General features: G+C 68.5%; 24 protein-coding genes. 12 read left to right on the top strand and 12 right to left on the bottom strand.

Features of this window, described 5'->3' with window-relative positions; genetic code table 11:
- Positions 1–6: 6 nt before the first annotated feature.
- The 3 genes from WKR98_RS02245 (at position 7) to WKR98_RS02235 (ending at position 2,751) form a co-directional block, all read left to right on the top strand.
- Positions 7–978 (top strand): Bug family tripartite tricarboxylate transporter substrate binding protein, encoded by a 972-nt coding sequence (locus tag WKR98_RS02245; protein ID WP_161567977.1) that lies wholly within the window; start codon positions 7–9, stop codon positions 976–978.
- A gap of 140 nt (positions 979–1,118) precedes the next feature.
- Entirely contained in the window at positions 1,119–2,096 is a 978-nt protein-coding gene (locus WKR98_RS02240) for a tripartite tricarboxylate transporter substrate binding protein (RefSeq protein ID WP_238160210.1), read from the top strand.
- Positions 2,097–2,112: 16 nt separating this feature from the next.
- Positions 2,113–2,751, top strand: coding sequence for a flavin reductase family protein (locus tag WKR98_RS02235; protein WP_341431914.1), 639 nt, complete (start codon positions 2,113–2,115; stop codon positions 2,749–2,751).
- A gap of 13 nt (positions 2,752–2,764) precedes the next feature.
- On the opposite strand, the gene WKR98_RS02230 is transcribed toward WKR98_RS02235, so the two are convergent.
- Positions 2,765–3,685, bottom strand: a complete 921-nt coding sequence (locus tag WKR98_RS02230) for a LysR family transcriptional regulator (protein ID WP_341431913.1) — start codon at positions 3,683–3,685, stop codon at positions 2,765–2,767.
- A gap of 151 nt (positions 3,686–3,836) precedes the next feature.
- Here WKR98_RS02230 and WKR98_RS02225 point away from each other — a divergent pair, with 151 nt between their 5' ends.
- Genes WKR98_RS02225 through WKR98_RS02215 form a run of 3 tightly spaced genes read left to right on the top strand, consistent with a single transcriptional unit; the run spans position 3,837 to position 6,786 of the window.
- Positions 3,837–4,982: an FAD-dependent monooxygenase gene (locus WKR98_RS02225; protein ID WP_341431912.1), complete on the top strand. Its 1,146-nt coding sequence runs from the start codon at positions 3,837–3,839 to the stop codon at positions 4,980–4,982.
- On the top strand, positions 4,936–5,973 hold the full coding sequence (locus tag WKR98_RS02220; RefSeq protein ID WP_341431911.1) for a Bug family tripartite tricarboxylate transporter substrate binding protein: 1,038 nt from the start codon (positions 4,936–4,938) through the stop codon (positions 5,971–5,973). The genes WKR98_RS02225 and WKR98_RS02220 overlap by 47 nt, the downstream gene beginning before the upstream one ends.
- 21 nt (positions 5,974–5,994) lie before the next feature.
- A complete protein-coding gene (locus WKR98_RS02215; protein ID WP_341431910.1) occupies positions 5,995–6,786 on the top strand; it encodes a glutathione S-transferase family protein in 792 nt (263 codons plus the stop codon).
- 22 nt (positions 6,787–6,808) lie between these two features.
- Here WKR98_RS02215 and WKR98_RS02210 read toward each other — a convergent pair whose 3' ends face one another.
- On the bottom strand, positions 6,809–7,441 hold the full coding sequence (locus WKR98_RS02210; protein WP_341431909.1) for a fumarate hydratase C-terminal domain-containing protein: 633 nt from the start codon (positions 7,439–7,441) through the stop codon (positions 6,809–6,811).
- A 28-nt stretch (positions 7,442–7,469) separates the two neighbouring features.
- Complete coding sequence (locus WKR98_RS02205) at positions 7,470–8,339, bottom strand: fumarate hydratase (protein ID WP_341431908.1); 870 nt, start codon at positions 8,337–8,339, stop codon at positions 7,470–7,472.
- A 171-nt stretch (positions 8,340–8,510) separates the two neighbouring features.
- Here WKR98_RS02205 and WKR98_RS02200 point away from each other — a divergent pair, with 171 nt between their 5' ends.
- A complete protein-coding gene (locus WKR98_RS02200; protein ID WP_341431907.1) occupies positions 8,511–9,143 on the top strand; it encodes a glutathione S-transferase family protein in 633 nt (210 codons plus the stop codon).
- Here WKR98_RS02200 and WKR98_RS02195 read toward each other — a convergent pair.
- The 4 genes from WKR98_RS02195 to WKR98_RS02180 all read right to left on the bottom strand — a co-directional run bounded on the left by WKR98_RS02195 (position 9,140) and on the right by WKR98_RS02180 (position 13,122).
- On the bottom strand, positions 9,140–9,676 hold the full coding sequence (locus WKR98_RS02195; RefSeq protein WP_341431906.1) for a hypothetical protein: 537 nt from the start codon (positions 9,674–9,676) through the stop codon (positions 9,140–9,142). The two genes, WKR98_RS02200 and WKR98_RS02195, sit on opposite strands and share 4 nt — an antisense overlap.
- A 13-nt stretch (positions 9,677–9,689) precedes the next feature.
- Positions 9,690–10,976, bottom strand: a complete 1,287-nt coding sequence (locus WKR98_RS02190; RefSeq protein WP_341431905.1) for a 3-isopropylmalate dehydratase large subunit — start codon at positions 10,974–10,976, stop codon at positions 9,690–9,692.
- A gap of 23 nt (positions 10,977–10,999) precedes the next feature.
- On the bottom strand, positions 11,000–11,980 hold the full coding sequence (locus WKR98_RS02185; RefSeq protein WP_124691667.1) for a Bug family tripartite tricarboxylate transporter substrate binding protein: 981 nt from the start codon (positions 11,978–11,980) through the stop codon (positions 11,000–11,002).
- Positions 11,981–12,081: 101 nt separating this feature from the next.
- A complete protein-coding gene (locus tag WKR98_RS02180; RefSeq protein WP_341431904.1) occupies positions 12,082–13,122 on the bottom strand; it encodes a ketopantoate reductase family protein in 1,041 nt (346 codons plus the stop codon).
- Between the two features lie 251 nt (positions 13,123–13,373).
- Here WKR98_RS02180 and WKR98_RS02175 point away from each other — a divergent pair, with 251 nt between their 5' ends.
- Complete coding sequence (locus WKR98_RS02175) at positions 13,374–14,603, top strand: CaiB/BaiF CoA transferase family protein (protein ID WP_341431903.1); 1,230 nt, start codon at positions 13,374–13,376, stop codon at positions 14,601–14,603.
- Positions 14,604–14,614: 11 nt separating this feature from the next.
- On the top strand, positions 14,615–15,229 hold the full coding sequence (locus WKR98_RS02170; RefSeq protein WP_341431902.1) for a glutathione S-transferase family protein: 615 nt from the start codon (positions 14,615–14,617) through the stop codon (positions 15,227–15,229).
- Positions 15,230–15,235: 6 nt separating this feature from the next.
- On the opposite strand, the gene WKR98_RS02165 is transcribed toward WKR98_RS02170, so the two are convergent.
- Both WKR98_RS02165 and WKR98_RS02160 read right to left on the bottom strand, forming a co-directional pair.
- Complete coding sequence (locus WKR98_RS02165; RefSeq protein WP_341431901.1) at positions 15,236–16,069, bottom strand: amidohydrolase family protein; 834 nt, start codon at positions 16,067–16,069, stop codon at positions 15,236–15,238.
- Positions 16,066–16,653, bottom strand: a complete 588-nt coding sequence (locus WKR98_RS02160) for a carboxymuconolactone decarboxylase family protein (protein WP_341431900.1) — start codon at positions 16,651–16,653, stop codon at positions 16,066–16,068. The genes WKR98_RS02165 and WKR98_RS02160 overlap by 4 nt, the downstream gene beginning before the upstream one ends.
- Positions 16,654–16,805: 152 nt before the next feature.
- Between WKR98_RS02160 and WKR98_RS02155 the strand changes: the two genes are divergently transcribed.
- From WKR98_RS02155 to WKR98_RS02145, 3 genes are all read left to right on the top strand, one after another.
- Positions 16,806–17,582 carry an enoyl-CoA hydratase/isomerase family protein gene (locus WKR98_RS02155; RefSeq protein WP_341431899.1) on the top strand — a complete coding sequence of 259 codons (777 nt, stop codon included), beginning with the start codon at positions 16,806–16,808 and terminating at the stop codon, positions 17,580–17,582.
- A gap of 82 nt (positions 17,583–17,664) precedes the next feature.
- The gene (locus WKR98_RS02150; protein WP_341431898.1) at positions 17,665–18,627 is read left to right on the top strand and encodes a LysR family transcriptional regulator; all 963 of its coding nucleotides are present in this window, start codon (positions 17,665–17,667) and stop codon (positions 18,625–18,627) included.
- A 10-nt stretch (positions 18,628–18,637) separates the two neighbouring features.
- Complete coding sequence (locus WKR98_RS02145) at positions 18,638–19,414, top strand: SAM-dependent methyltransferase (protein WP_341431897.1); 777 nt, start codon at positions 18,638–18,640, stop codon at positions 19,412–19,414.
- On the opposite strand, the gene WKR98_RS02140 is transcribed toward WKR98_RS02145, so the two are convergent.
- The 3 genes from WKR98_RS02140 to WKR98_RS02130 form a co-directional block, all read right to left on the bottom strand.
- A complete protein-coding gene (locus WKR98_RS02140; protein ID WP_341431896.1) occupies positions 19,399–20,586 on the bottom strand; it encodes a Gfo/Idh/MocA family protein in 1,188 nt (395 codons plus the stop codon). The genes WKR98_RS02145 and WKR98_RS02140 overlap by 16 nt on opposite strands.
- Before the next feature lie 107 nt (positions 20,587–20,693).
- On the bottom strand, positions 20,694–22,007 hold the full coding sequence (locus tag WKR98_RS02135; protein ID WP_341431895.1) for a Rieske 2Fe-2S domain-containing protein: 1,314 nt from the start codon (positions 22,005–22,007) through the stop codon (positions 20,694–20,696).
- 12 nt (positions 22,008–22,019) lie between these two features.
- Positions 22,020–23,033, bottom strand: a complete 1,014-nt coding sequence (locus tag WKR98_RS02130; RefSeq protein WP_124691657.1) for a Bug family tripartite tricarboxylate transporter substrate binding protein — start codon at positions 23,031–23,033, stop codon at positions 22,020–22,022.
- Between the last annotated feature and the right edge of the window lie 110 nt (positions 23,034–23,143).

Below are 23,143 nucleotides of genomic sequence, written 5' to 3'. Positions count from 1 at the left end.
ACTTCTATGCGGAAGGTGATCGTGCTGGGCCTGGCGGCGGCCGCCCTGCAAGCGGGAATGCCGGCGCATGCCCAGGGCTATCCCGAGGCGGGCAGGACCGTGCGCTTCGTGATCGGCTTTCCGGCCGGCAGCTCCATCGACAACGTGTCGCGCATCGTGACCGACGACATACGCGCCCGCACGGGCGCCGTGATCGTCGTCGAGAACCGGGCCGGGGCGCTGGGGGCGCTGGGCGTGGACGCGGTGGCGCGCGCCGCTCCCGACGGCTACACCATGATGCCCAGCTCCAGCGCCACCAGTTCGTCGGGCCCGTTCCTGTCCAAGGCCATCCAGAAGCACGATGCGCTGGCGGACTTCACCCAGGTGGCCCGCATGGTGCGCTTCGACGTGGTGGTCGTGACCCGCGCCGCGGGCGGATACGCCGACGCCAAGAGCCTGATCGCCGCCGGCCGCGCCAAGCCGAAATCGCTGGCCACCGGATACGGATCGGGCACCGGCCAGGTGGCCTCGGCCGCCTTCAGCCGCGCCGCCGGCATGGAGGTGCTGAGCGTGCCCTACAAGGGCCAGCCCGCGGCCGTGACCGACCTGCTGGGCGGGCGCGTCGATTTCGTTTCCTCCGACCTGGGCGCCGTGCTGCCGCAGATCGGCGCGCACAACCTGAATGCCGTCGCGCTGGTGTCCAACAAGCGTTCCACCATCCTGCCCGATGTCCCCACTGCCGCCGAACTCGGCCTGTCCGGACTGGACCTGACCGGCTGGATAGGCGTGGCGGGGCCGGCGCGGCTGCCGGCACCGGTGGTGCAGTGGTGGCAGGAGCAATTGAAACTGTCGCTGAACAAGCCCGAGGTCAAGGAGCGCCTGCGCGGCATGGGCATGGAGACCGATTTCCTGGCCGGCGACGATTTCCAGCGCTTCGTGCGCGCCCAGCACGAGGAATGGGGCGCGCAGATCCGGCACGCGGGAATCCAGGCGGAGTAGCGGCGGCGGTTGCGCCGCCGTACATATCAGCTTTGCCTTCCCCGGTCCTGGGACGGGGAAGGGCGCGCTTCTATAGTGGGTCGCAGCGCCATGGCCGGATACGGCCGGATGGCGGATAACCATAAGCCATGGAGACGACCTTGAAACGCGCACTCGCCATCCTGCTCGGAGGCCTGGCGGCCACGGCCCTGCTGCTGCCCGCCGCCCACGCCCAGTCCGGCTACCCCAGCCGGCCGGTCACCCTGATCAACCCCTACGCGCCCGGCGGCCCCGCCGATACCCTGGCCCGGGAGCTGGCGTCCCGGTTGAAGGACCGCCTGGGCCAGCCGGTGGTGGTCGAGAACAAGGCCGGCAGCGGCGCCATGGTCGGCACCGGCTACGTGGCGCGGGCCAAGCCCGACGGCTACACCTTGCTGATGGGCACCTCGCCCGGCATGGTGGTCGGTCCGCTGATCGAGCGCGCGACCTACGACGGCCTGAAGGATTTCGACCTGATCGGGCTGGTCGCCAACCAGCCCGTGGTCCTGGTGGCCAACGCCAAGCTCGGCATCAACACCCTGCAGGACCTGCTCGACCGCGCGCGCAAGCAGCCCGGCAAGCTCAACTTCGCATCGGCCGGCACCGGCGGCCCGACCCACCTGGCCGGCGAACTGCTGCGCCGGCGCGCCAACATAGAAATCACCCACGTTCCCTACAAGGGCGCCGCCCCGGCCCTGCAGGACCTGATCGGCGGCCAGGTCGAGCTGGGCATGCTGAGCGCCTCGCCCGTGCTGCCCTTCGTCAAGGACGGCCGCCTCAAGGCCATCGCCTATAGCGGGGCCAAGCGGTCCTCGCTGCTGCCCGAGGTGCCCACCATGGCCGAGGCCGGCGTCAAGAACTGGAACGAAGTCTCCACCTGGTACGCCCTGGCCGCCCCGCGCGGCACGCCCCCGGCTATCATCGAGAAACTCAGCGCGGCGCTGACGGCGATCAACGCCGAGCCGGAACACCAGCGCTTTCTGGCGCAGCAGGACGGCAGCATCGACAACATGACGCCGAGCGAAGTCACCGCCTTCGCCCGGAAGGACAAGACGGCGATGACCGAGCTGCTGGGCGCGCTGGACATGCTGGCGAAATGAATCGGAACCGGAGAACATGAAGGAATTCATACGTGTCGACGGCCAGGGCCTGGACCCGGCCGATGCCTATCGCCTCGTCGTCGGCTGCGTGGTGCCGCGCCCCGTGGCCTGGATCACCACGCAGGACCGCAACGGCCGCGTCAACGCCGCGCCATTCAGCTCCTACAACTACGTCGCCACCCGCCCGCCCATGCTGGCGGTCAACATCTCGACGCTGGACGGCGACCTGAAGGACACCGCGCGCAACATCGTCGAAACGGGCGAATTCGTCGTCAACGTCTCGACCGAGGCCGACCTGGAGACCATGCACGCCAGCGCCGCCGAGTACCCGCCCGAGATCAGCGAACCCGAGGCCCTGGGCATCCCCCTCTTGCCCAGCCACCACGTCCAGCCGCCCCGCATCGCCTCGACCCCCGTGCAGATGGAGTGCCGCCTGGACCAGGCCATTACGCTGGGCGAGGGCTACAACACCCTGTACATCGGCCAGGTCGTCGCCTTCCACCTGTCTCCCGACATCTACGACGGCCGTCGCGTCAACAGCGCCGCGATGCGCCCCATCGCCCGCCTGGGCGGGCCCTTCTATGCCGCGCTGGGCGAGATCTTTCACCGGCCCATGCTTCAGCGCCAGCCTGGCCAGGAGCCACCGGCGCCGTGACCCGCGCCGCTCCTTACGTGTAGCTGTGCGCCGCGGCCGCGCACTCGTCGCACAACCAACTCAGAGCCGGATCGTCGATGCGGGCCGAGGCCATCAACAGGTCGATGGAGATGGATTGCAGGGGGGCCGGAATGGCGATGATGCCCAGCTTCCTATGGTCGGCGAACAGACGATAAATGGACTCGTCCACGACCGCGACCAGATCCGTCCTGGCCACGATCAGCGGCGCGGCAAGAAAGTGTGGAACGGTCAGCACCGTATTGCGGCGCACGCCGATGTCGGACAGCAAGCCATCCACCCGGCTAATTGCCGCGCCGTGCGGGGAAATGGCCAGATGGGGCAGGGCCGCGAATTCGTCCACGCTGCGCGGCGGTTTGCGCACGGCTGGATGGTCGCGGCGCGCGATGCAGACGTGGTGGGTTTGCAGTAGCGCTGTCCTGGCAATTCGGGCCGGGAGCCGCGCGGGAGGCATGACGGCGAAGGCCAGGTCCACTTCCTGACGGTCGAGCGCGGGGATGACTCCTGCCGCATCCACCCAGCGCGCATGCAGTTCGATGTTCGGCGCTTGAACGCGCAGCCGTTCCATCAGCGTTACGAGGATAGGAATGGATCCGTCGGTCTGGCCGATGATGAAGCGATGTGATTGCTCGGGACTGAATGGCTGCTCGGGCGCCAGCAGCGATCGGGTGCGGTGCAGGATGTCGCTGATCGCAGGGGACAGAGCCAGGCTTCGCTTGGTGGGTTCGATGCCGCGGGGATGGCGGATGAACAGGGGATCGTCGAACAGTTCGCGCAGCCGGCCGAGCGCATGGCTGACGGCGGATTGGCTGACGTGGAGCTTGTCGGCCGCTCGACCGACGTGGCGTTCGTTCATCAGCGCCTCGAACGTCACAAGGAGGTTGAGATCGGCGCGGCGCAGGTCGAAGTCGCTCATGACATGGGTGGCCGGGCGCCGTACAGGACGCCATGCCGCATTCGATCGATATCATTCATGAAGTTCATGCAGATTATACATTTTACTAATCGCTAACCGGATTCCTACTATCGATGCCTGGGTCGAGGGCTCGAGGCGGAGGATGAAAGCGATGGCGTTGAAAGTCGGAATTGCAGGAGGTGGGGTCGGAGGGCTGTCGGTGGCGATCGCGCTGCGCGGCCTGGGCCATGAAGCGACGGTTTTCGAGCAGGCTCAGGCGTATCGCAGGGTCGGCGCCGATATCAACCTGACTTCCAACGCGGTGCGTGCCTTGACCGGTCTTGGCGTACTGCCCGCCTTGCTGGAGACGGCGGCACGTCCCACCTTCCGGATAAGCCGCGTGTGGGATTCAGGGGAAGAGACCTCACGCCTGGAACTGGCTGAGACGGCGGTGCGCAAGTACGGTGCACCGCAGCTTACGTTGCATCGTGCCGACCTCCTCGACGCATTGCTGGGGCGCCTTCCGGACGACTCGATTCGGCTCGGGCACAAGGCGATAGGCGTCGAGCAGGCCGGGAACACCGTGGCGGTGACGTTCGATAACGGACAGCGCGGCGTCTTCGATGCATGGATAGGCGCCGACGGTATTCACTCCGCCACCCGAGCGGCCTTGTTCGGCCCGGAGAGCGCGAAATACACCGGCATTGTGTCGCACCGCGGGGTCTTCGATCGCGCCCGCGCGCCTTTGCTGCCAGACCTGGACGCGTTCGTGAAATGGTGGGGGCCGACGCGAGACATCCAATTGGCGACTTTCCCGTTGACCCGCGGGGAAGAAATCTTCGTCTTCGCCACCACGCCTGCATCCGACTGGCGGCACGAATCGTGGACCGCGCCAGGAGACATCGACGAGGTCAGACGGGCCTTCGCTGGCTTCCATCCGGAGGCGCGCGCATACATCGACGCATGTACCGAGGTGACCAAGACGGCTCTCTATTACCGCGATCCTCTGCCGCGATGGTGGCGTGGGAATGTGGTCCTGCTTGGCGATGCATGCCACGCGATGCCGCCTTTCATGGCACAGGGCGCGGCCATGGCGATCGAGGACGCAGTCGTGTTGGCGCGCGCGTTGTCGGTTGCCGGGCGCGCCGGACTGGAGGGCGCGCTGGCGTCTTATCAACAGGCGCGCAAGCCGCGAGCGGACGAAGTTCAGCAGCAGTCGTATGACAACAAGTGGTTGAAGGTTGGCGGCAACGCCGACTGGGTCTATACCTATGACGCTTGGTCGGCACCGCTACCCGGCGCGACAAAGGAGCGATGAAATGCGATCGATGAAGAGACGACGTTTCCCGGGTTTTCTTTGCGGAATGGCGGCCTTGCTGGCGTCGTTGCCGCTGGCCGGCGCGGAAGTGGTTTTCAATCGTCCGGTGACGCTGATCGTGCCTTTTCCGGCCGCGGGCGGCCCGGACCTGGCGGCGCGAATCCTGGCGAGCCGGCTGCAGGAGCGCCTGGGCCAGGCCGTGGTTATCGAAAACAAGCCCGGCGCCAGTTCGATGATAGGCCTGGCGGCCGTGGAGCGGGCCGCGCCCGATGGGCAAACGCTCTTGTTCACGACGATCACGACTGTCATCGCGCCATATGTCCTGTCCAAGGAGGCCGGTGACAGGAAAGGCATCCTCGGAACGCTGGTGCCCGTCATCGCTCCGGCGACGACTCCCATGCTCCTGGTGGCGAGTCCCCGGCTGGGAGTGACCTCGCTCAAGCCGCTGATCGACTTGGCGCGCAGCAAGCCCGGGCTGACCTACGGATCCGCTGGCATCGGATCGGGTACGCATTTCGCGGGCGAGATGTTCAAGCGCGCCGCCGGAGTCGATCTGCTGCACGTGCCCTATCCCGGGGTTGCGCCATCCATCGTCGGCACCATGCGCGGGGATACGTCTCTCTTGTTCGCCGCGCTTGGAGCCGCGCTGCCACAGATCAAGAACGGCAATCTGGTCCCGCTGGCAATCACCGAGAAGAAGCGTTCTTCCCTTCTGCCCGAAGTGCCTACCGCCACGGAACAGGGCGTATCGAATGTCGAGATCCATGCCTGGTATGGCATCTTTGCGCCGACGGGGACGCCGGATGCCGTGCGCGACAAACTCAACCAGGCCGTCAATGCCGTGCTGGCGCTGCCCGAGGTGAAGAAGGATTTCGCCGCGCAGGGGGTGGAAGTGCTGGGAGGGACGCCGGCGGAGCTGGCCGGGTTGGTGAAGGCCGACGATGACCGGTATGGCGCAATCGCGCGCAGCCTCAATATCCGGGCGGAATAGGTCCGCCATCCAGGAGACGCCATGCTTGAGCTGTATCACGCCATCAATTCCGTCTGCGCACAGAAGGTCCGGCTGGCGCTGGCGGAGAAGGGGTTGCAGGCGCAGGACCATATGCTGAAACTCAACGGCGATCAGTACGATCCCGCCTACCTGAAACTGAATCCCAATGGGGTCGTCCCAACGCTGGTCCACGATGGACATGTCGTGCTCGAATCCACGGTCATGCTTTATTACCTGGACGACGTGTTTCCCCAGCCGGCGCTGATGCCCGCCGATCCGCTGGGTAAGGTCAAGGTCCACCTGATCAACAAGCTTGTCGACGAATATGTCCACAACGCCTGCATCGTGCTGACGTTCGCGATTGCCTTTCGTCCCGCTCTCTTGAGCAAGCCGCCCGAGGAGCGGGAAGCGAGTTTCGGGCGTTCTCCCATCAGGAACCGTGCGGAGTACAAGCGCGACGTGGTCCAGCATGGGCTCGCGTCTGCCTTCGTCACCGGCGCGGTACAGGACATGGTGAAACTGGTGACGGCCATCGACAAGAGCCTGGACGGTGGCTCCTATATCGCCGGCGAGGCCTGGTCCAATGCCGAGGCGGCCGTGATCCCTTATATGCTCAGATTGGAATTGCTGGGGCTGTCCGGCTTATGGGAGAGCCTGCCGGCCGTGTCGCGGTGGTGGACGCGGGTGCGGGCGCGTGCGTCCACCCAGGAGGCGATCTTTCAACGGATGACGGAAGTCAACTGGGCGCCGTTCAAGAGCATTCATCCCGATCCTTGGCCGCAGATCCAGGCGCTGGCCGGAGGCGCGGCGTAGCGTCCTTCAAGGGGCTGGGGCATCAGATTTCTTCCTTCGCCCGGCCACGGCGTTCATCCAGGCGGGCAAGGATCTCGGGCAACCGCTCCCGAGCCGTCTCCGCCAGATCGCCGTAAAGGCTGTTGCCCTGCGCATCGATCCCGACCGTGGCGGGGCCCAGCCCGTCCACTCGCAGCTTCACCAGCCGGTAGTGGTGCACCAGATCGTTCCAGTGCACCGCCACCACCTCCCGTATCGCCTCGGAAAGCAGCGTGCATCCACCCCCCAGGAACGACAGGTAGACGCACCCCTCCTCGCGCATCGCCTCGACGCTGCGGGCGTCCAGTCCACCCTTGCCCCCCGCCACCCGCAGTCCCAGCCCACGTATCAGCCCGGGCATGAACCCGTTGAACCGCGTACTGGTCGTGGGGTTCAGGTACAGCACCTCGAACCGGCCATCGACCTCCCGGCTATAGCTGCCCAGGTGCAGCAGCGCGGCACCCTTCAGGTCGATGGGCGGCGCCTCGCCACGGTCGAGCAGGGCGGTCAGCCGTTCATGCGTGGTCATGCCCGCGCACAGCACGACCTCTCCATGCAGCCGGACCTGGTCGCCCACGCGCAGCGACCGGACCGCCTCCTCGCTCAGCGGCAATTCAAGTTCGTGTACGGTGCTCACGATGTCGTGTCCTCGTCATGGCGGCGGGTCATTCGATGATCTCCACCCGGCCCGAATCATGGATGCGGGCGCGGGTGCGCCGGTTGATCCAGCAGTTGAAGCACACCGCCACCGGCGTGAAGCCGTGGCCCGAGGCGTAGTCCACGTGCACGGCCATCGCCGTGCTGTCGCCGCCCGTGCCCATGGGACCGAAACCCGTCGCGTTGGCGGCTTCCTTCAAGCGGTCTTCCATCGCGGCCAGCGTGGGTTCGGGATTGACCGTGCCGATGGGCCGCAGCGTCGCCTGCTTGGCCAGCTTGGCGGCATAGTCGAAGGTGCCGCCTATGCCCACGCCGATCACCACGGGCGGGCAATGCTGCGATCCGGCTTTCAGAATGACTTCCATCACGTAGCGCTCGATGGTCTCCAGGCTGGGGAAGGTGAAGATCTCCAGCGCGGCCCAGCGGCCCGAGCCCAGCGCCTTCGGCGAACAGGTGATGTCCACGTAGTCGGCGCCGTCGATCAGGTCGAAGGTCACGATGGGCATGTCCTTGCCCTTGTAGCCGCGCTCGTTGGTAAGCGGATTGGTCACGTGGGCCAGCAGCGGCGGCTGGATGGTGGCGACCAGGTCGTCGAAGCCGTCGGCGAAGGCGCGCTTGATGTCGCCCTCCAGCCGGGCGCCGGTGCCGATGCCGACGAAATACACCGGCACGCCGGAGTCGGAACAGACGAAGTGCTGGCGGGCCTCGGCGGCGTCGGCGCTTTGCAGCATGATGCGCAGCGTGCCGCGCGCGACCTCGTTGTGTTCGCCGCGCTCGGCCGCGCGCAGCGCTTCCTTGGTGTCCTCGGGTATCTTCTTCAGCGCGCGTTCGTAGAGCTGGGCGCTGACCGACCGCACGAGGTCGTAGCTGATGGCCATCTGTCTCCCCTGTGGCGCGTCCGGGCGCGCGCGTTCCTAGGCATCCATGGACTATAGCGACGCGGCCCGTCCGCTGCTATCACCCGGCCGTCACAGCTGCTTTGCGGACGCTCGCGCACGCCCGGGTGGATATACTGGCCGCCATATGGAATGTTTCGACGGAAAGCGCGCATGAAGCTGCATTGGTCCACCCGCTCGCCCTACGTGCGCAAGGTCATGGCCGCGGCCATCGAGACCGGCCTGGACGCGTCCATCCAGACCCGGTTGTCCACCGTTTCGCTGTCGACCGTGAACGCCGACGTGGAGCGGGACAACCCGCTGGGCAAGATCCCCACCCTGGTGACGGACGAGGGCATGGCCCTGTACGACTCGCTGGTCATCTGCGAATACCTGGACCACCACAGCCGCAAGGGCCGTTTGTTCCCCCGGGGTTTCGATCAGCGCCTGGAGGCGCTGCGCTGGCATGCGCTGGGCAACGGACTGACCGACATCCTGATCCTGTGGAACAACGAGCGCGGGCGCGACCCGGCCATCCAGTCGCCGGCACATCTGTCTTCGTACCACGCCAAGACCCTGGCCACGCTGGATGCGCTGGAAGCCACGGTGGATGAGCTGGACCGCCGCGAGTTCGACATCGGCCACCTGGGCGTGGCGGTCGGGGTCGGCCATGCCGATTTCCGCTTCGCCGACCTGCAATGGCGCACCACGCGGCCGCGTCTGTCGGCCTGGGCCGACCGCATGGCCGAGCGCGAATCGCTGCGCCGGACGGTGCAGTTCGATCCGCGCCTGCAAAAGCCCGCCTAGGTCCGGGCCGCGGCGAATTCGCCCGCCAGGGCATTGATCAGGCCGCCGTTTTCCCAGATCCGCACCATCTGCGGCGAGAATGGCGGCGACGGGATGACGCGGCCATCGGCCAGTTCGATCGCGCCGGTGGCCGGCGTGACGCCGATCACGTCGCCATCGGCCACGGCCCGCGTGATGCCGGGAACGAGCAGTATCGGCAGCCCCTGGCTGAGCGCCCGCCGGATGAAGCCCGATTCGCAGGACTCCACCAGCACCGCCGCGATGCCCGAGGCCTTGATGGCGACGCTGACTTCCACGTGGTTGTGATGCGCGAAGTTCCTGCCGCCCACCACGATGTCGCCCGGCCGGACTTCCGACGGGAACTCGGGCCGCAACTGGCGAAAGCACATCTGGCGCAGCGCGTCCAGGTCGAACGGCTTGCCGAAGCCGTCCCGCACCGCGGCGAATTCGATGATGCCGTCGTCGCCGCAGACCTGGTCGCCGAATTTCCAGACCCGGCCCCGCAGGGTGCGCACGGAGGATGCTTCGTTCATGTCGTGCCGCTCCTCAAAGCCTGCCCGCCAGCAGCGGGCGGGGGTCCGCGATCTCGCCGGCCACGGCCGAGGCCGCCACCGTATAGGGCGAGGCGAGGTGGACCGCGGCCTGGGTGCTGCCGTTGCGGCCCTGGTAGTTGAACTGGTGGGTGGTGATGGAGACGTCCTCGCCGCTCAGCACGCCCAGGTAGCCCCAACAGGTATTGCAGCCGGGCGACAGCACGGTGGCGCCGGCTTCGGCGAACACCTCCAGCAAACCTTCGCGCGCCGCCGCGGCGTAGATGTTCTGGCTGCCCGGCGAGATGTACATCGTGACGTGCGGGGCGATCCGGCGGCCGCGCAGCACGGCGGCCGCCGCCCGCATGTCTTCCAGCCGGTTGTTGGCGCAGGATCCGACGGCGGCCTGGTCGATGCGCCGGCCCGCCACCCGCGCGACGTCGACCGCGCCGCTTTGCGTGGGCGGCACGGTCACCATGGGCGTCAACCGCGACAGGTCGTAGGTCAGCACCGCCGCGTAGTCGGCGTCCGGATCGCTGCGCACCACCTGGTAGGGCCGGCCGTCCGCGTGTTCGTCCACATAGTCGAGCGCGCGCGCATCGACGTCCATGATGGCGGTGTCCGATCCCGTGTGGAAGGTCGAGGCCAGGATGGCCTGCCTGTCGTCCAGGCTCAGCTCCGCCAGCGCCGGCCCGCCGTACTCCACGCAGCATTGCAGGAAGGTGCCCTGTTCCTCGTGGTCGCGGATGATGGCCTGGACCAGGTCGCGTCCGGTCACGCCGAAGGGCAGGTTGCCCACCAGCTCGATGCGCACCGTGCGCGGCACGCACACCCAGTGCCGGTCGTTCAGCAGCGGCGCCAGCACGTCGGTGGACATGGGGATGTTCAGCGCGCCCACCGCGCCGATCGAGGCGATGTTGCCTTCGTCCGAGAACACCAGGGACCCGGGCCGGGCAAAGCCACGTTCGACCAGCACCAGGTGGCGCAGCCCGGTGTTGGGGCCGTAGAAGTTGTCGATGCCGAAGTCGCGCGTCAGCTGCTTGAGCATGTGGTGCGTCGCGGCGTGCGGCGAACCGGTGGCGGCCGCCGGCGTATGGTCGATGACGATGATGGCCTTCTCGGGCCGGGCGAACGCGGTCGCGCCGATCTTCTCCAGGTTGCGCTTGTGCATGGGCCAGACCATCTCCTGGGTGACGACGTGGTCCGGCACGCAGTTGACGTACTCGCCCGGCGCCACGGTCTCGCGGCCCGCGGCGCGGGCCAGGATTTTCTGGGCGATGGTCTGGCCGCTGGAGGCAGGCATGGCAGGGTTTCCCGTGGTTTGGATCAATTCAGCGAAATGCCGGTTTCCTTGATGAACTGGCCCCAGAATTCATAGCTGCCGAGAACGTTCTTGCGATATTGCTCGGGCGAGCTGGAGACGGCAAGCGAGCCCATCTGCTCGTAGGCCTTGCGCACCTCGGGGGTGGCCAGGATGGTGGCCAGTTCGCGCTGGACGCGGTTGACGATGGCGGCGGGCGTGCCGGCCGGCATGATGACGCCGTACTCGGTCGCCTGTACGACCTTGGGATAGCCCAGCTCGACCAGGGTGGGCGCATCGGGCAGCAGCGGGGTGCGCTTCTCGGTGGTCACCGCCAGGACCCGGACCGTGCCCGCCTGCACATGGGGCAGGATGGGCGTCAGGTCCGAGACCATGGACTCGACCTGTCCGCCCAGGAGGTCGGTGATGGCGGGGGCCGCGCCGGCATAGGGAACGTGGACGATGTCGATGCCGGCTTCGCGCTTGAATCGTTCGCCGGCCAGGTGGACCATGGTGCCGGTGCCCGCGCTGGCGTAGTTCATCTTGCCGGGATGGCTGCGGGCACGCTCCAGGAATTGCGCCATGTTGGTGATGCCGGACTTGGCGTTGACCGCGATGACGGCGGGCACCTGCGCCAGGCTGGAGACGTAGGTCAGGTCCTGCGTGACCGAGTAGGGGACCTTCATCAGGTGAGGCATGACCATCAGCGCGCCGCCGGCGCCCAGGCCCATGGTGTAGCCGTCCGGCGCCGCCTTGGCCACGGCGGCCGTGCCGATCGAGCCGCCCGCGCCCGCGCGGTTCTCGACGACGATGGTCTGCTTGAGCGCCTCGCCCAGGGGGCCGGCGATGGTGCGCACATAGGTGTCGGTCGGGCCGCCGGGCGGGAAGGGCACGATGAAGCGGATCGGCCGCGTGGGCCACGAGGCGCCCTGCGCCATGGCCGGCGCCGTGAAGAGTCCCAGGGTGCAGCTCGCGATCAGGCATGCCGCAAGGCGTCTGGCGTGCATGGCAGTCTCCTCCGTGGCGGACGTGGCCGCCTGTTTTGTCGATGTCCGGGCATGGTATCGGGCCGGCTTCGCCGCCGGATAGGCGCCGCCGTGCAAAGCTGCTATGGCGTGGGCGTTAACGGCGGGGCGTACAGGCCCAGCCGCTCGGCGCGCACCCGCGCCAGCGCGTAGACGGTGTCGAGCAGCGGCGCCGGCACGCCCAGTTCGCCGGCGATCTCGACGGCGGCACCCAGGATGCTGTCCAGTTCCACCGCGCGGCCCGCTTCCACGTCCTGCAGCATGGAGGTCTTGATGTGGCCCAGCTTGCGCGTGACCGCCAGCCGCGCCGGGGGCTCGATGGCCAGCGGCAGGCCCAGCGCGTCGCCCACGGCCAGGAGTTCGCGCATCATGGCCTGGAACAGGCGGTTGACGCGTTCGTCGTCGATCAGGAGGTCGGTGTGCGAGCCCGTCAGCAGGCTGACCGGGTTGAAGCAGGCATTGCCCAGCAGTTTTTCCCAGACAATGCGGCGGATGTCGGGGCTGGCGGAGGCCTCGAAGCCGGCACCGGCCAGGCTGTCGGCCGCGCGCCGCGCGCGCGGGCTGGCGCCGCCTGCCGGTTCGCCCACCACCAGCCGCGACCCCGAGGCGTGGGCGACCACGCCGGGCTCGGGGCTGGAGCTGGACGGGAACACCACGAAACCCAGGACGCGGTCCGCGGGAATGGCGCGTTCGAGCCGGCCGTCGGGATCCACGGCGCGCAGCCGGTGGCCCGCCAGGGGGCCGTCGCCCGATTGGAAGAACCACCACGGCACGCCGTTCAACGCGGGCAGCACCAGGGTGTCCGGCCCGATCATGGGGCCCAGGCGGTCGGCCAGCCCGGGCAGCGACGGCGACTTGACCGCCAGGATCAGCAGGTCCTGCGGGCCCAGTTGCCGCGGGTCGTCGCTGGCGCGGACGCGGGCGGCCGACCGCGTGCCGCCGCTATCCAGCCGGATGCCGTGTTCGTCCAGCGCGCGCAGCGTGGCGCCGCGCGCCAGCACGCTGACGTCGTTGCCCGCCAGGGCCAGGCGCGCGGCCAGGAAGCCGCCTATCGCGCCCGCGCCAGCGACGCCTATCCTCATGCGGCCAGAGTCGGACGGGGTCCGGTCGTGCGCGTCGTCCATCGGTGGTGTCTCCGGAATGCGTTGGCGATGCGGTCCATTATTCCGGCCCGCGCCGCCCGCGCGGTGTACTCGCGCGGCATTTCTGCCTGCGCGCCGGGGATATAGCGCCCACGTTATGCGCATGGACGCATTGCAGTCTTGCCGGCGCAGGCAGTAGGCAAGCCCGCGCCGCGCCCCTAGAGTCCGGACAGCGGCGACAGGCGCGGACGGACGAGACGCGTCCGGCCATCGGCGCGCACGCGGAGGAATGTATGCATCGATCGACGGGCCCGTTGTCGCACGTCAAAGTCCTGGACCTGAGCCGCATCCTGGCCGCCCCCTGGGCCAGCCAGACCCTGGCCGACCTGGGGGCCGACGTCATCAAGGTGGAGCGCCCGGGCAGCGGCGACGACACGCGCGCCTGGGGACCGCCCTTCCTGAAGGACGGCCGCGGCGAGGATACCGAGGAGGCCGGCTATTACCTCGCGGTCAACCGCGGCAAGCGGTCGATCACGATCGGGCTGGATACGCCCGAGGGCCAGCGCGTCGTGCGCGAGCTGGCCGTGCGCGCCGACATCCTGCTGGAGAACTACAAGGTCGGCACGCTGGCGCGCTACGGCCTGGACGAGGCGTCGCTGCGGGCGCTGAACCCCCGGCTGATCTATTGCTCGGTCACCGGCTTCGGACAGACCGGCCCGCGCCGCGACCAACCCGCGTACGACTTCCTGATACAGGCCATGGGCGGCCTGATGAGCGTGACCGGCGAACGCGACGGCCGTCCCGGCGGTGGCCCGCAGAAGGTGGGCGTGCCCATCGTCGACCTGATGACCGGCATGTACACGGCCGTGGCCGTGCTGGCCGCGCTGGCCCGGCGCAGCGAGACGGGGCAGGGCGAATACATCGACATCGGCATGTTCGACGTGCAGGTGGCCACCCTGGCCAACCAGGCCATGAACTATCTCGTGTCCGGCAAGCCGCCGCGTCGCAACGGCAACGCCCATCCCAACATCCAGCCGCAGGACGTCTACCGCTGCGCCGACGGCGACATCATCCTGGTGGTCGGCAACGACGGCCAGTTCCGCAAGCTGTGCGAAGCCCTGGGCCACGCGCAATGGGCGGCGGACGAACGCTATGCCACCAATGCGCAGCGCGTGCGCAACATCGAACAGTTGTCGGCCATGCTGCGCGAGGATCTCGCCCGCCGCGACCGCGCGAGCCTGCTGGCCCTGCTGGATGGCGCGGGCGTGCCCTGCGGGCCGATCAATTCGGTGGCCGAGGTGTTCGAGGAACCGCAGACGATCGCGCGCGGCCTGTTGCGCCACATCGAGCACCCCAGCGGCGGCCAGGTCCCGCAGGTCGCCAGTCCCATGCGCTTCGCCGATGCCGCGCTGCCGGGCCTGGCGGCGCCGCCCACGCTGGGCCAGCACAGCGCCGAGATCCTGGCCGAACTGGGCTACGACGCCGCCGGCATCGAGGCCCTGCGCGCCGCCGGCGCCATCTGAAGGAGACACGCATGAAGCTGCACTGGTCGCCCAAGTCGCCCTATGTGCGCAAGGTCATGGTGTGCCTGCACGAACTCCGGCTGGAAGACCGCGTGGAACGGGTGCGGTCGGTGGCGGCCATGCTACGGCCGAATCCGCAGATCATGCGGGACAATCCGCTCAGCAAGATCCCCACGCTGGTGCTGGACGACGGGTCCGCCCTGTTCGATTCGGCGGTCATCTGCGAATACCTGGACGACCTTGCCGGCGGCGGGTTGTTTCCGCCGCGGGGCCAGGAGAAATGGCGAACCCTGCGCTGGCACGCCTTCGCCGATGGCCTGCTGGACGTGCTGATCCTCTGGCGCAACGAAGCCGACCGGGACGGCGGGCAGCGTTCGGATGCGCTGATCGAGGCCTTCCGGATCAAGACAGAGGCATCGCTGCAAAGGCTGGAAGGCGAGGCGCGCGAACTGGCGGCGGCGCCGTTCGGCATCGGCCACATCGGCATGGGCTGCGCGCTGGGCTATCTGGATTTTCGCTTCGGCGCGCTGCAATGGCGCGAGCGGGCGCCCTATCTGGCCGCCTGGTACGACGAGGTCGCGGCGCGGCCGTCCTTCCGGCGCACGGAGCCCGTGCTGGAAGGATGAGCCGCCCTACGCGTAGAGCCGGGTCGGATTGTCGATCAGGATCCGGCGCGCCAGCGGTTCGCTGCCGGTCCAGGCCAGGAAGGCATCGAACAGCCGGCGCGTGCCGGGCCACGGATCGATGCGGATGTGGGGCCAGTCGCTGCCCCAGACGAGCTGGTCGGGATTGGCCTGGACCAGCGCGCGATGGAAGGGGCGGCCGGGCTCCAGGTCCGGTACCTTCAGCAGGCTGCGGTAGGCCGACAGCTTGACCCAGGCCTTGCCTTCGCCCAGCAGCCGGACCAGTTGCTGGAAACCCGCGTCGTTCGTGCCCGCGTCCACGTCGAAGCTGCCCATGTGGTCGATCACGACCGGGCAGGGCAGGCTTGCCAGCAGGGGGGCGATGCCGGGCAGCGCCTGGCAGTCGGTCCAGAGCTCGACGTGCAGGCCGGCATCGGCCACCGCGTGCGCCATTTGCCGCAGGTCGTCGATCGAGGCGCTGCCGGCGAAATTCCCGGCCGTGCCGCTGCGGTGGCTGTAGCGCAGCGCGCGCACGCCGCATTCGCGCAACGTGCCCAGATCCAGCGGCGAGCCGGGCCGCGCGACGATGACGCCGCGCAGGTGGTCGTGCGCCGACAGCGCGTGGAACAGCAGCGCATAGTCTTCCCCATACGCGCTGGGATGCACCAGCACCGCATGCGACAGCCCCTGGCTGGCCAGCATGGCCGAGTGGTCCGCGACCAGCGCCTCGGGCGGGGTGTAGCTGCGTTCAGCCGCCAGCGGAAAGCGGTCGTAGGGGCCCAGCAGGTGGTTGTGGCAATCCCAGCCCGTGATCGGGGCAACCTGTCGCGCGGTGTCGCTCATCGGGCCTTGCCCCATACCGCCGGGTCGTCCTGGGGCAGCGGAAAGGCGGCGACGACGCCGGGTTCCAGCGGGATCTGGTGCGCGTTCAGCGTCATCGCCACCAGCGTGTAGTAGCCGACCAGCGCGGTCAGTTCCACCAGGGTGCGCGCGCCGAAGCGGGCCAGCGCGGCGGCATAGGTGGCGTCGGACACCGACCGGTGGGCGTTCAGCTCGCTGGCGTAGCGCACCACCAGCGCGTCGTCCGGCGTCAGTTCAACGGGGATGCGGCGCTCGCGCAGCGCCTCGATGATCCAGGCTTCCACGCCCGCCTTCTCGGCCTCGGTCTTGTGGGCGGCCCACTCGAAAGGCGAACTGCAGGCCCGCGCGGTGACCAGGATGGCCAGTTCCGACAGCCGGGGCGGCAGCGTGGTGTCGTAGCGCAGCAGCTCGCCCATGGCCGACCAGCGGTCGGCCAGCTCGGGGTTGTACAGCGCGGCGCGCAGCGGGCCCCGCAGCCGGCCACGCTTGCCGGCGATGACTTTGTCGTGCACCCGGCGCTGTTCCGGGCTCATGGTTTCGGGCGTGGGCAGGTCGATTCTCGGCATGGGCTCCTCTCGTCTTCGCCGCATTATCGGGTGCGGCGCCCGCGCGCGCTATGGCGCGGGGCGCATAGCAGCCTTGACCGCGCCCGCCTTTGCGCGGGTTGCGCGCGCGCCTAGACTCGCTGCGTACCCTGCCCACGACCACGATCTTTTCCATGAACGAATTCAAGCAACTGCAACTGCGGGTGGATGGCCACATCGCGCTGGTGACCCTGGACAGCCCGCCGGTCAACGCCCTGACCCGCGTGCTGAACGACGAACTGACCGCCGCGCTGGACTGGATATCCGAGACGCCCGACATTCGGGTGGTCGTGCTGACGGGGGCGGGCAAGGTGTTCTGCGCCGGCGCCGACCTGAAGGGCCGGGCCGACGTGATCAAGGGGCCGGGCGACCTGCCCGCGCACCTGCGCCGCACCCGCGAGTGCTTCCACGCCATCCGCGAATGCGCCAAGCCCGTGGTGGCGGCGATCAACGGTCCGGCGCTGGGATCGGGGCTGGCCATGGTGGCCTCGGCCGACGTGCTGATCGCCTCCGAGCGCGCCACGCTGGGTCTGCCCGAAGTGGACGTGGGCCTGCTGGGCGGATGCCGCCACGCGATGCGCCTGTTCCCCCATTCGCTGCTGCGGCGCATGATGCTGACCGGCTACCGGGTGCCGGCGGCAGAACTCTACCGGCTTGGCATCGTCGAGTCCTGCACGGCGCCGGAAGACCTGCTGCCCGCCGCCATGGAAATGGCCGGCGTGATCGCCGCCAAGAGCCCCGTCTCCACGCGCATGGGCAAGCACACGCTGAACACCATCGAGGACATGAGCCTGCGCGACGGCTATCGCTACGAGCAGGACATGACCGCGATCATCGCCACCACCGAGGATGCCGCCGAGGCGCAGGCCGCGTTCCGCGAGAAGCGGGCGCCGGTGTTCAAGGGGCGGTAGGAGCCTGGCGCGGGGCGCGGCGTCCCGCGATGCGCGGGCGGGTATAAACTCGTCTTCTTTTCCTGGACGAGCGCCGCTTGCGATGCAGCATCCCAAAGCCACCAGCATCCAACTGGACGTCACCGCCAGCCTGCAGAAATGGCGGGCCTTCCTGGCGATCGGCGAACTGGGCAGCCTGACGCGTGCGGCCCTGTTCCTGAACAGCAATCAATCCCTGCTCAGCCGGCAGTTGAACGCGCTCGAACGCGAGTGCGGCACGCGGCTGTTCGTGCGCACCGGCCGGGGCGTGGAGCTGTCGGACGTGGGGCAGCGCATTTTCCCCCAGGTGCGGGCGCTGCTGGCCGACGCCGAGCAACTGGAAAACGAGATCCGCGAGCAGGCGCGCGACGCCAGCGGCCGCGTCACGCTGGGCACGCTGCCGTCCATCGGCCACCATCTGGTCGGTCAGCTCTTCACCGAGGTGCGGGCCCGCTATCCCGGCGTCAACCTGAAGGTGCTGGAAGGGTCGAGCGGCCAGGTCGAGGAATGGCTGGTCGACGCGCGCGTGGACATCGGCATCCTGTACCGCTACGGCGGCACGCTGCCCGAGCACGAGCAGTGCCTGGCCACCGTGGACAGCTACCTGATCGGACCCGCGGGCGATCGCCTGACCGCGCAGGAGGAAGTGACCTTTCGCAGCCTGCACGAACTGCCCTTCATCCTGCCCAGCGCGCCCAACGGGCTGCGCACGGCGCTCGATTCCATGGCGCGCCAGGAACACATCACGCTGGCCCCGGTGATCGAGGCCGATTCGTTGCCGCTCCAGGCCTCGCTGGTCGCGCGCGAGCGGCTGTACACGGTGCTGCCGCTGCACGCGGTGTGGACCGAGGTCGGCAAGGGCGAGGTGCAGGCCGCGCGCATCGTCGACCCACCGTTCCAGCGCGCCGTCGCGCTGGTCTTCGCCAAGACCAAGGGGCCGGCCAAGGCCGTCTCGGCCATCGCGGGCCTGATCGGCGAGATCGTGGACAGGATGGCGCGCGATGGCATGTGGCGCACCGATCGCTAGGAGGAACCCGATGCCGTCCCAACCCGGCAAGCTCTATCTCGTCAGCCTGGGCACGGGGGATCCCGACCTCCTGACGCTGCGGGCCGACCGCATCATGCGCGAGGCCGACCTGGTGCTGGGCCAGGCCGATGCGCCCGCCCGTTACCCCGAGCAACTGGCTGGCAAGCGGTTCATGGAAGCCGGCCACGGCCTGTTCACGCCCATGGCGAGGCGCCGCGCCTCGCGGGAAGAAATCGAGGCCGAAGAGTCGCCGCGCCGGCAGGCCATCCGCGATTGCGTCGCGGCGGGCGGCAGCGTGGCGGTCCTCACGCAGGGCGACCCGACGCTGTACGGACCGCAGGTCGGCTACCTGGATGCGTTCCGCGACCTGGCGCCCGAGGTCGTGCCGGGCATCTCCAGCTTCGCCGCGGGCAACGCCGTGCTGGGCTGCGCCGTGACGGGCGGCGGCACCAGCCAGTCGGTGATCCTGAGCCTGGGCAAGAACGCCAACGAAGGCTATGGCGGCAGCGACCGCCTGTCGGTGCTGGCGCAAAGCCGCAGCGCCCTGGTCCTGTTCACGATGCGGACCGATCTGGCCCGGGTGGTGGAGGAACTGCGCGCCGGTTATCCGGGCGACACGCCCGTGGCCATCGTCTGCCATGCCGGACGCGCGGCGCGGCAGCAGGTGCTGCGCGCCACGCTGGATACGCTGGTGGACGTGGCGGGCCGGCATGAACTGCCGTTCGAGCACCTCGTCTACGTCGGTGATTTCCTGGCGCGTCCCGCGGGCGATTACCAGGACGGCTGATGCGCCAGCGGGACGTCCTGGCCGTCCTTGGACGATTGCAGCATGGCCAGGCAGATCTCCAGCGTGGCCCGGGCCCAGCGGCCGTCGTGCCGGGGCGGCAGCCCCTGCCGCACGGCGGCCACCAGTTCGTCGATCACTTCATGGCGCGGCACGGCCGGGCGGTCCAGCGGTATCCATCGTTTCGCTTCGTCGGTGTGGATCGCGATGCCGTCGGGCAGCGGCCGCAGGTCGGCATGGTCGCAGGACACGATGATGGGGCCGAAGTGCTGGTAGGCGCGGGCCGCGTCGTTGTCGGCCGGCGGCTTGTAGGCCGATCCGCCATAGGTGCCGGCGGCCTTGGCACGGGCCTCTTCCTCCGGCGAGGCGACGGCGGCCAGCTTGCGCCGCGCGGCGCCGTAATCGTCGGGCGACTTGCGGTTGCCCATCTCGCCTATCCAGCCCGTCCATTCGTCGGAATCGAAATGCGCATAGCCGTTGTAGGACAGCGAGGCGTAGGCGCCCGACTCGAACCACAGCATGGCCGAGTAGGCGCCTTCGGTGACGCGGCGCGGATCCCAGTTGCCGACCGCGGCGCGCAGGCGCGTGGGCGGCGAGCCCGCCAGCAGCCGCACGATGTCCACCTGGTGCGCGGCCTGGCTGAAGATGGCGCCGCCGCCTTCGGCCGTGACCAGTTCCTCCGGCCGGCGCGGACGGTAGAGATAGTCGGTGTAGTTCAGCGCATGGATCATGCGCACCTTGCCGAACTCGCCGCTGGCGATCAGCTCGCGGGTCTTCAGGTAGGGGGTGTCGAAGCTGTGGCAATGGCCCACGATCAGGTGCACGCCGGCGCGCTCGCAGGCCGCGATCATGCGATCGCATTCGTCCATGGCCAGCGCCATGGGTTTTTCCACCAGCACGTGCTTGCCGTGCGCCGCGGCGATCTCGGCATGGCGGGCGTGGAACTGGTGGGGGCTGGCGACGTAGATCGCGTCCAGCGACGGATCGGCCGCCAGCGCGTCGATGTCGCCGTGCACCGGCACGCCGAAGTCGCGCGCGAACTGCGCGCGCGCGGCCTCGCGCGGATCGCAGGCCGTCGCCAGCACGATGCGCGCATCGCCCAGGAAGGTCGGCAGCATCAGCGAAAAGGCGCGTCCCAGGCCGGCTACGCCCAGCCGCAATGGAGCAATTGACATCCGTCTTCCTTCGAAAATCCGTGGCCTGACCCAGGGCACAGCGGATCCGGCTTTGCCGGTCCGCCAGTGCCGCCCCGTGGGGGGCGCGCGTAAGCGCGTAGGGGGGGCTATACCTCGTAGTTGGAGTCGAGTCGTTGGGCGGCGGGCACGTCGTCCCACACGTGGGACACCTTGTATTCGCGCCAGTCGACCGACTTCGGCACGATGGCCTGGAACGAACAGATTTCCCTGGGAATGGCGTTCTCGCCCAGCGCGATGGGCGCTTCGCTCGCGGCGAACTCGTCCAGCGCGGTCAGCATCCGGCGGCGGAACTCGACGATGGCCAGGTCGCTGGTGCCCAGCCTTTCCTCGGACCGGTCGGCCAGGGCGCCCATGGTTACCCACATGGCGATGTCCTGGTTGGGGAAGCCGGTGATGCCGGTGAAGTTGCCCGCCTTCATCGCCTGGCGGTCCTGCCAGAAGCGGTTGTCGTGGTTGCGGTGCGGCCGGTAGCGGTCGTCCACGTCCGGGCCGATCTGTGCGCGCAGGAACTTGCGCCAGGTCTCGGTATCGGGCGTCTTGGCCGGATGGCCCCAGGCCAGGAAGTAGAACGCCGTGTTCGTGTCGTCCATGGGCACGTTCACGTTGGCGACGTTGTACAGGTTATTGGGCGGCACCAGCACGGTGAAGGGCGCGACGAACACGGTCGAGCGCACGTAGTCCTGCGTGTCGGCCTCGAAGATCGGCCGGCGGATGGCGGCGTAGCGAAAGCCATAGGGCGTGCGCTCGACCTGCAGGCGCGGCGCCTTGTCGGTGGATGGGCGCAGCCAGTTCTTGTCGGTGGCTTCGGCGCCGCTGACCTTGGCCGGCACGAAGTCCGACGAGTGCAGGCTGGAGCTGTGGGCCGAATCGATCGCGCCTTCCAGGACCTGCGCCCAGTTGCAGGGCAGGATGACCTTGGCGATGCTGACCTTGGCGTCGCGGGTCGGCGCCCAGGGCGGGGGAACGAACTCGGGTGCGTCTTCCTCCTTGCCCAGGAACACCCAGACCATGCCGCCCCACTCGCGCGTGGGATAGGCCTTGGTGCGCACCTTCGAGGCCATGGGGCTGGTCTCGGGCTCGGAGGCCATGTCCAGCACCTGTCCGGTCACGTCCATCTTCCAGCCGTGGTACAGGCAGCGCAGCCCGCCTTCCTCGTTGCGGCCGTAGACCAGCGAGACCCGGCGGTGCGGGCATTTCTCGTCCAGCGCGCCGATGCGGCCCTGGGTGTCGCGGAACACGACCAGGTCCAGTCCCAGCAGACGGGCGTGCACCGGCGCGCCGTCCGGCTCGGCCACTTCCTCGACCAGGCACAGCGGCAGCCAGTGGCGGCGCATCAGCGCGCCCATCGGGGCTGCGCCCTCCACGCGGCACAGCCGCTCGTTCTTTTCATGCGACAACATGCTGTTTCTCCTTCAATTCTCTGGCTTGATGCCGGCGGCCTTGATGGGGCCGGCGTAGCGGCGGGCTTCCTCATCGATGGCTTGCGCGTATTCGGACGGCGTTCCGCCCACGGGTTCGATGCCCAGCCCCTGCAATTGCTTGATGACCTCGGGCTGCTTGACCACCTTGGCGACCTCGGCGCTGAGCTTCTGCACGATGGCCGGGGGAGTGCCGGTGGGCGCCAGCACCCCGACGGTGACGGCGAAATTGAAATCGGGAACGATCTCGGAGATGGCCGGGACGTCGGGCGCCAGGGTCGAGCGCTTGAGCGAGTTCGTGGCCAGGATCTTGGCCTGCCCCTTTTGCGCGAACCCGGACAACGAGGGCAGCGCGGCCACCACCAGGTCCACCTGCTTGCCCACCAGCGCGGGCACGGCCTGGCCCGATCCCCGGAACGGGACATGGTCCAGCCGCAGGTTCAGCGCGCTTTTCAAGGCTTCCATCGTCAGGTGGTGGCTGCTGCCCACGCCCGAGGAACCGTAGGTGATGCCGGTGGGGCTTTTCTTGGCCAGCTCGACGAATTCCTGCAGCGTGCTGGCGGGGAAGTCGGGGCGGGCGGCGATGAACAGCGGCGAGGTCGCCACCAGCGAGACCGGCACGAAATCGCGCTTGGGCTGATAGGCGAGATCCTTGTACAGCGACGGGTTGATGGACATCATCGAGCCGTCGGTCACCAGGAAGGTATAGCCGTCGTGCGGGCTGTTCATCAGTGTTTGCGCGGCCACCACGCCGTTGGCGCCGGGCTTGTTCTCGACCACGAAGGACTTGCCCATGTGCTCGGTCAGGCGCTGGCCGATGATGCGGGCCACCGTGTCGGGCAGGCCGCCGGTGGCGTAGGGCACGATGAAGCGGACGGGACGCGAGGGGTAGTCGGCCGCGTCGTCGGCGCTGGCCAGCGCCGGCGCACAGCCCAGCAGCGCGGCCAGGCCCAGGCGGGTGGCCGCCGTGGCGGCATCTCGGACGAAACGGTGTACGGAATGGGTCATGGAGGTCTCCTGGGGGTGGATGTCCCGGTCATCCGGGTACACTGGTTTTATTAGAGCTATAAGAATAATATTAAAGCTCTAAGTATTTTTCAAGCCCCCGTTTCGGCGGT

Source organism: Pigmentiphaga sp. YJ18 (assembly GCF_038066655.1).
Lineage (GTDB): Bacteria > Pseudomonadota > Gammaproteobacteria > Burkholderiales > Burkholderiaceae_B > Pigmentiphaga.
Note: the sequence above shows the minus strand (reverse complement) of the source record. Positions and strands in the feature narration are given on the sequence as shown.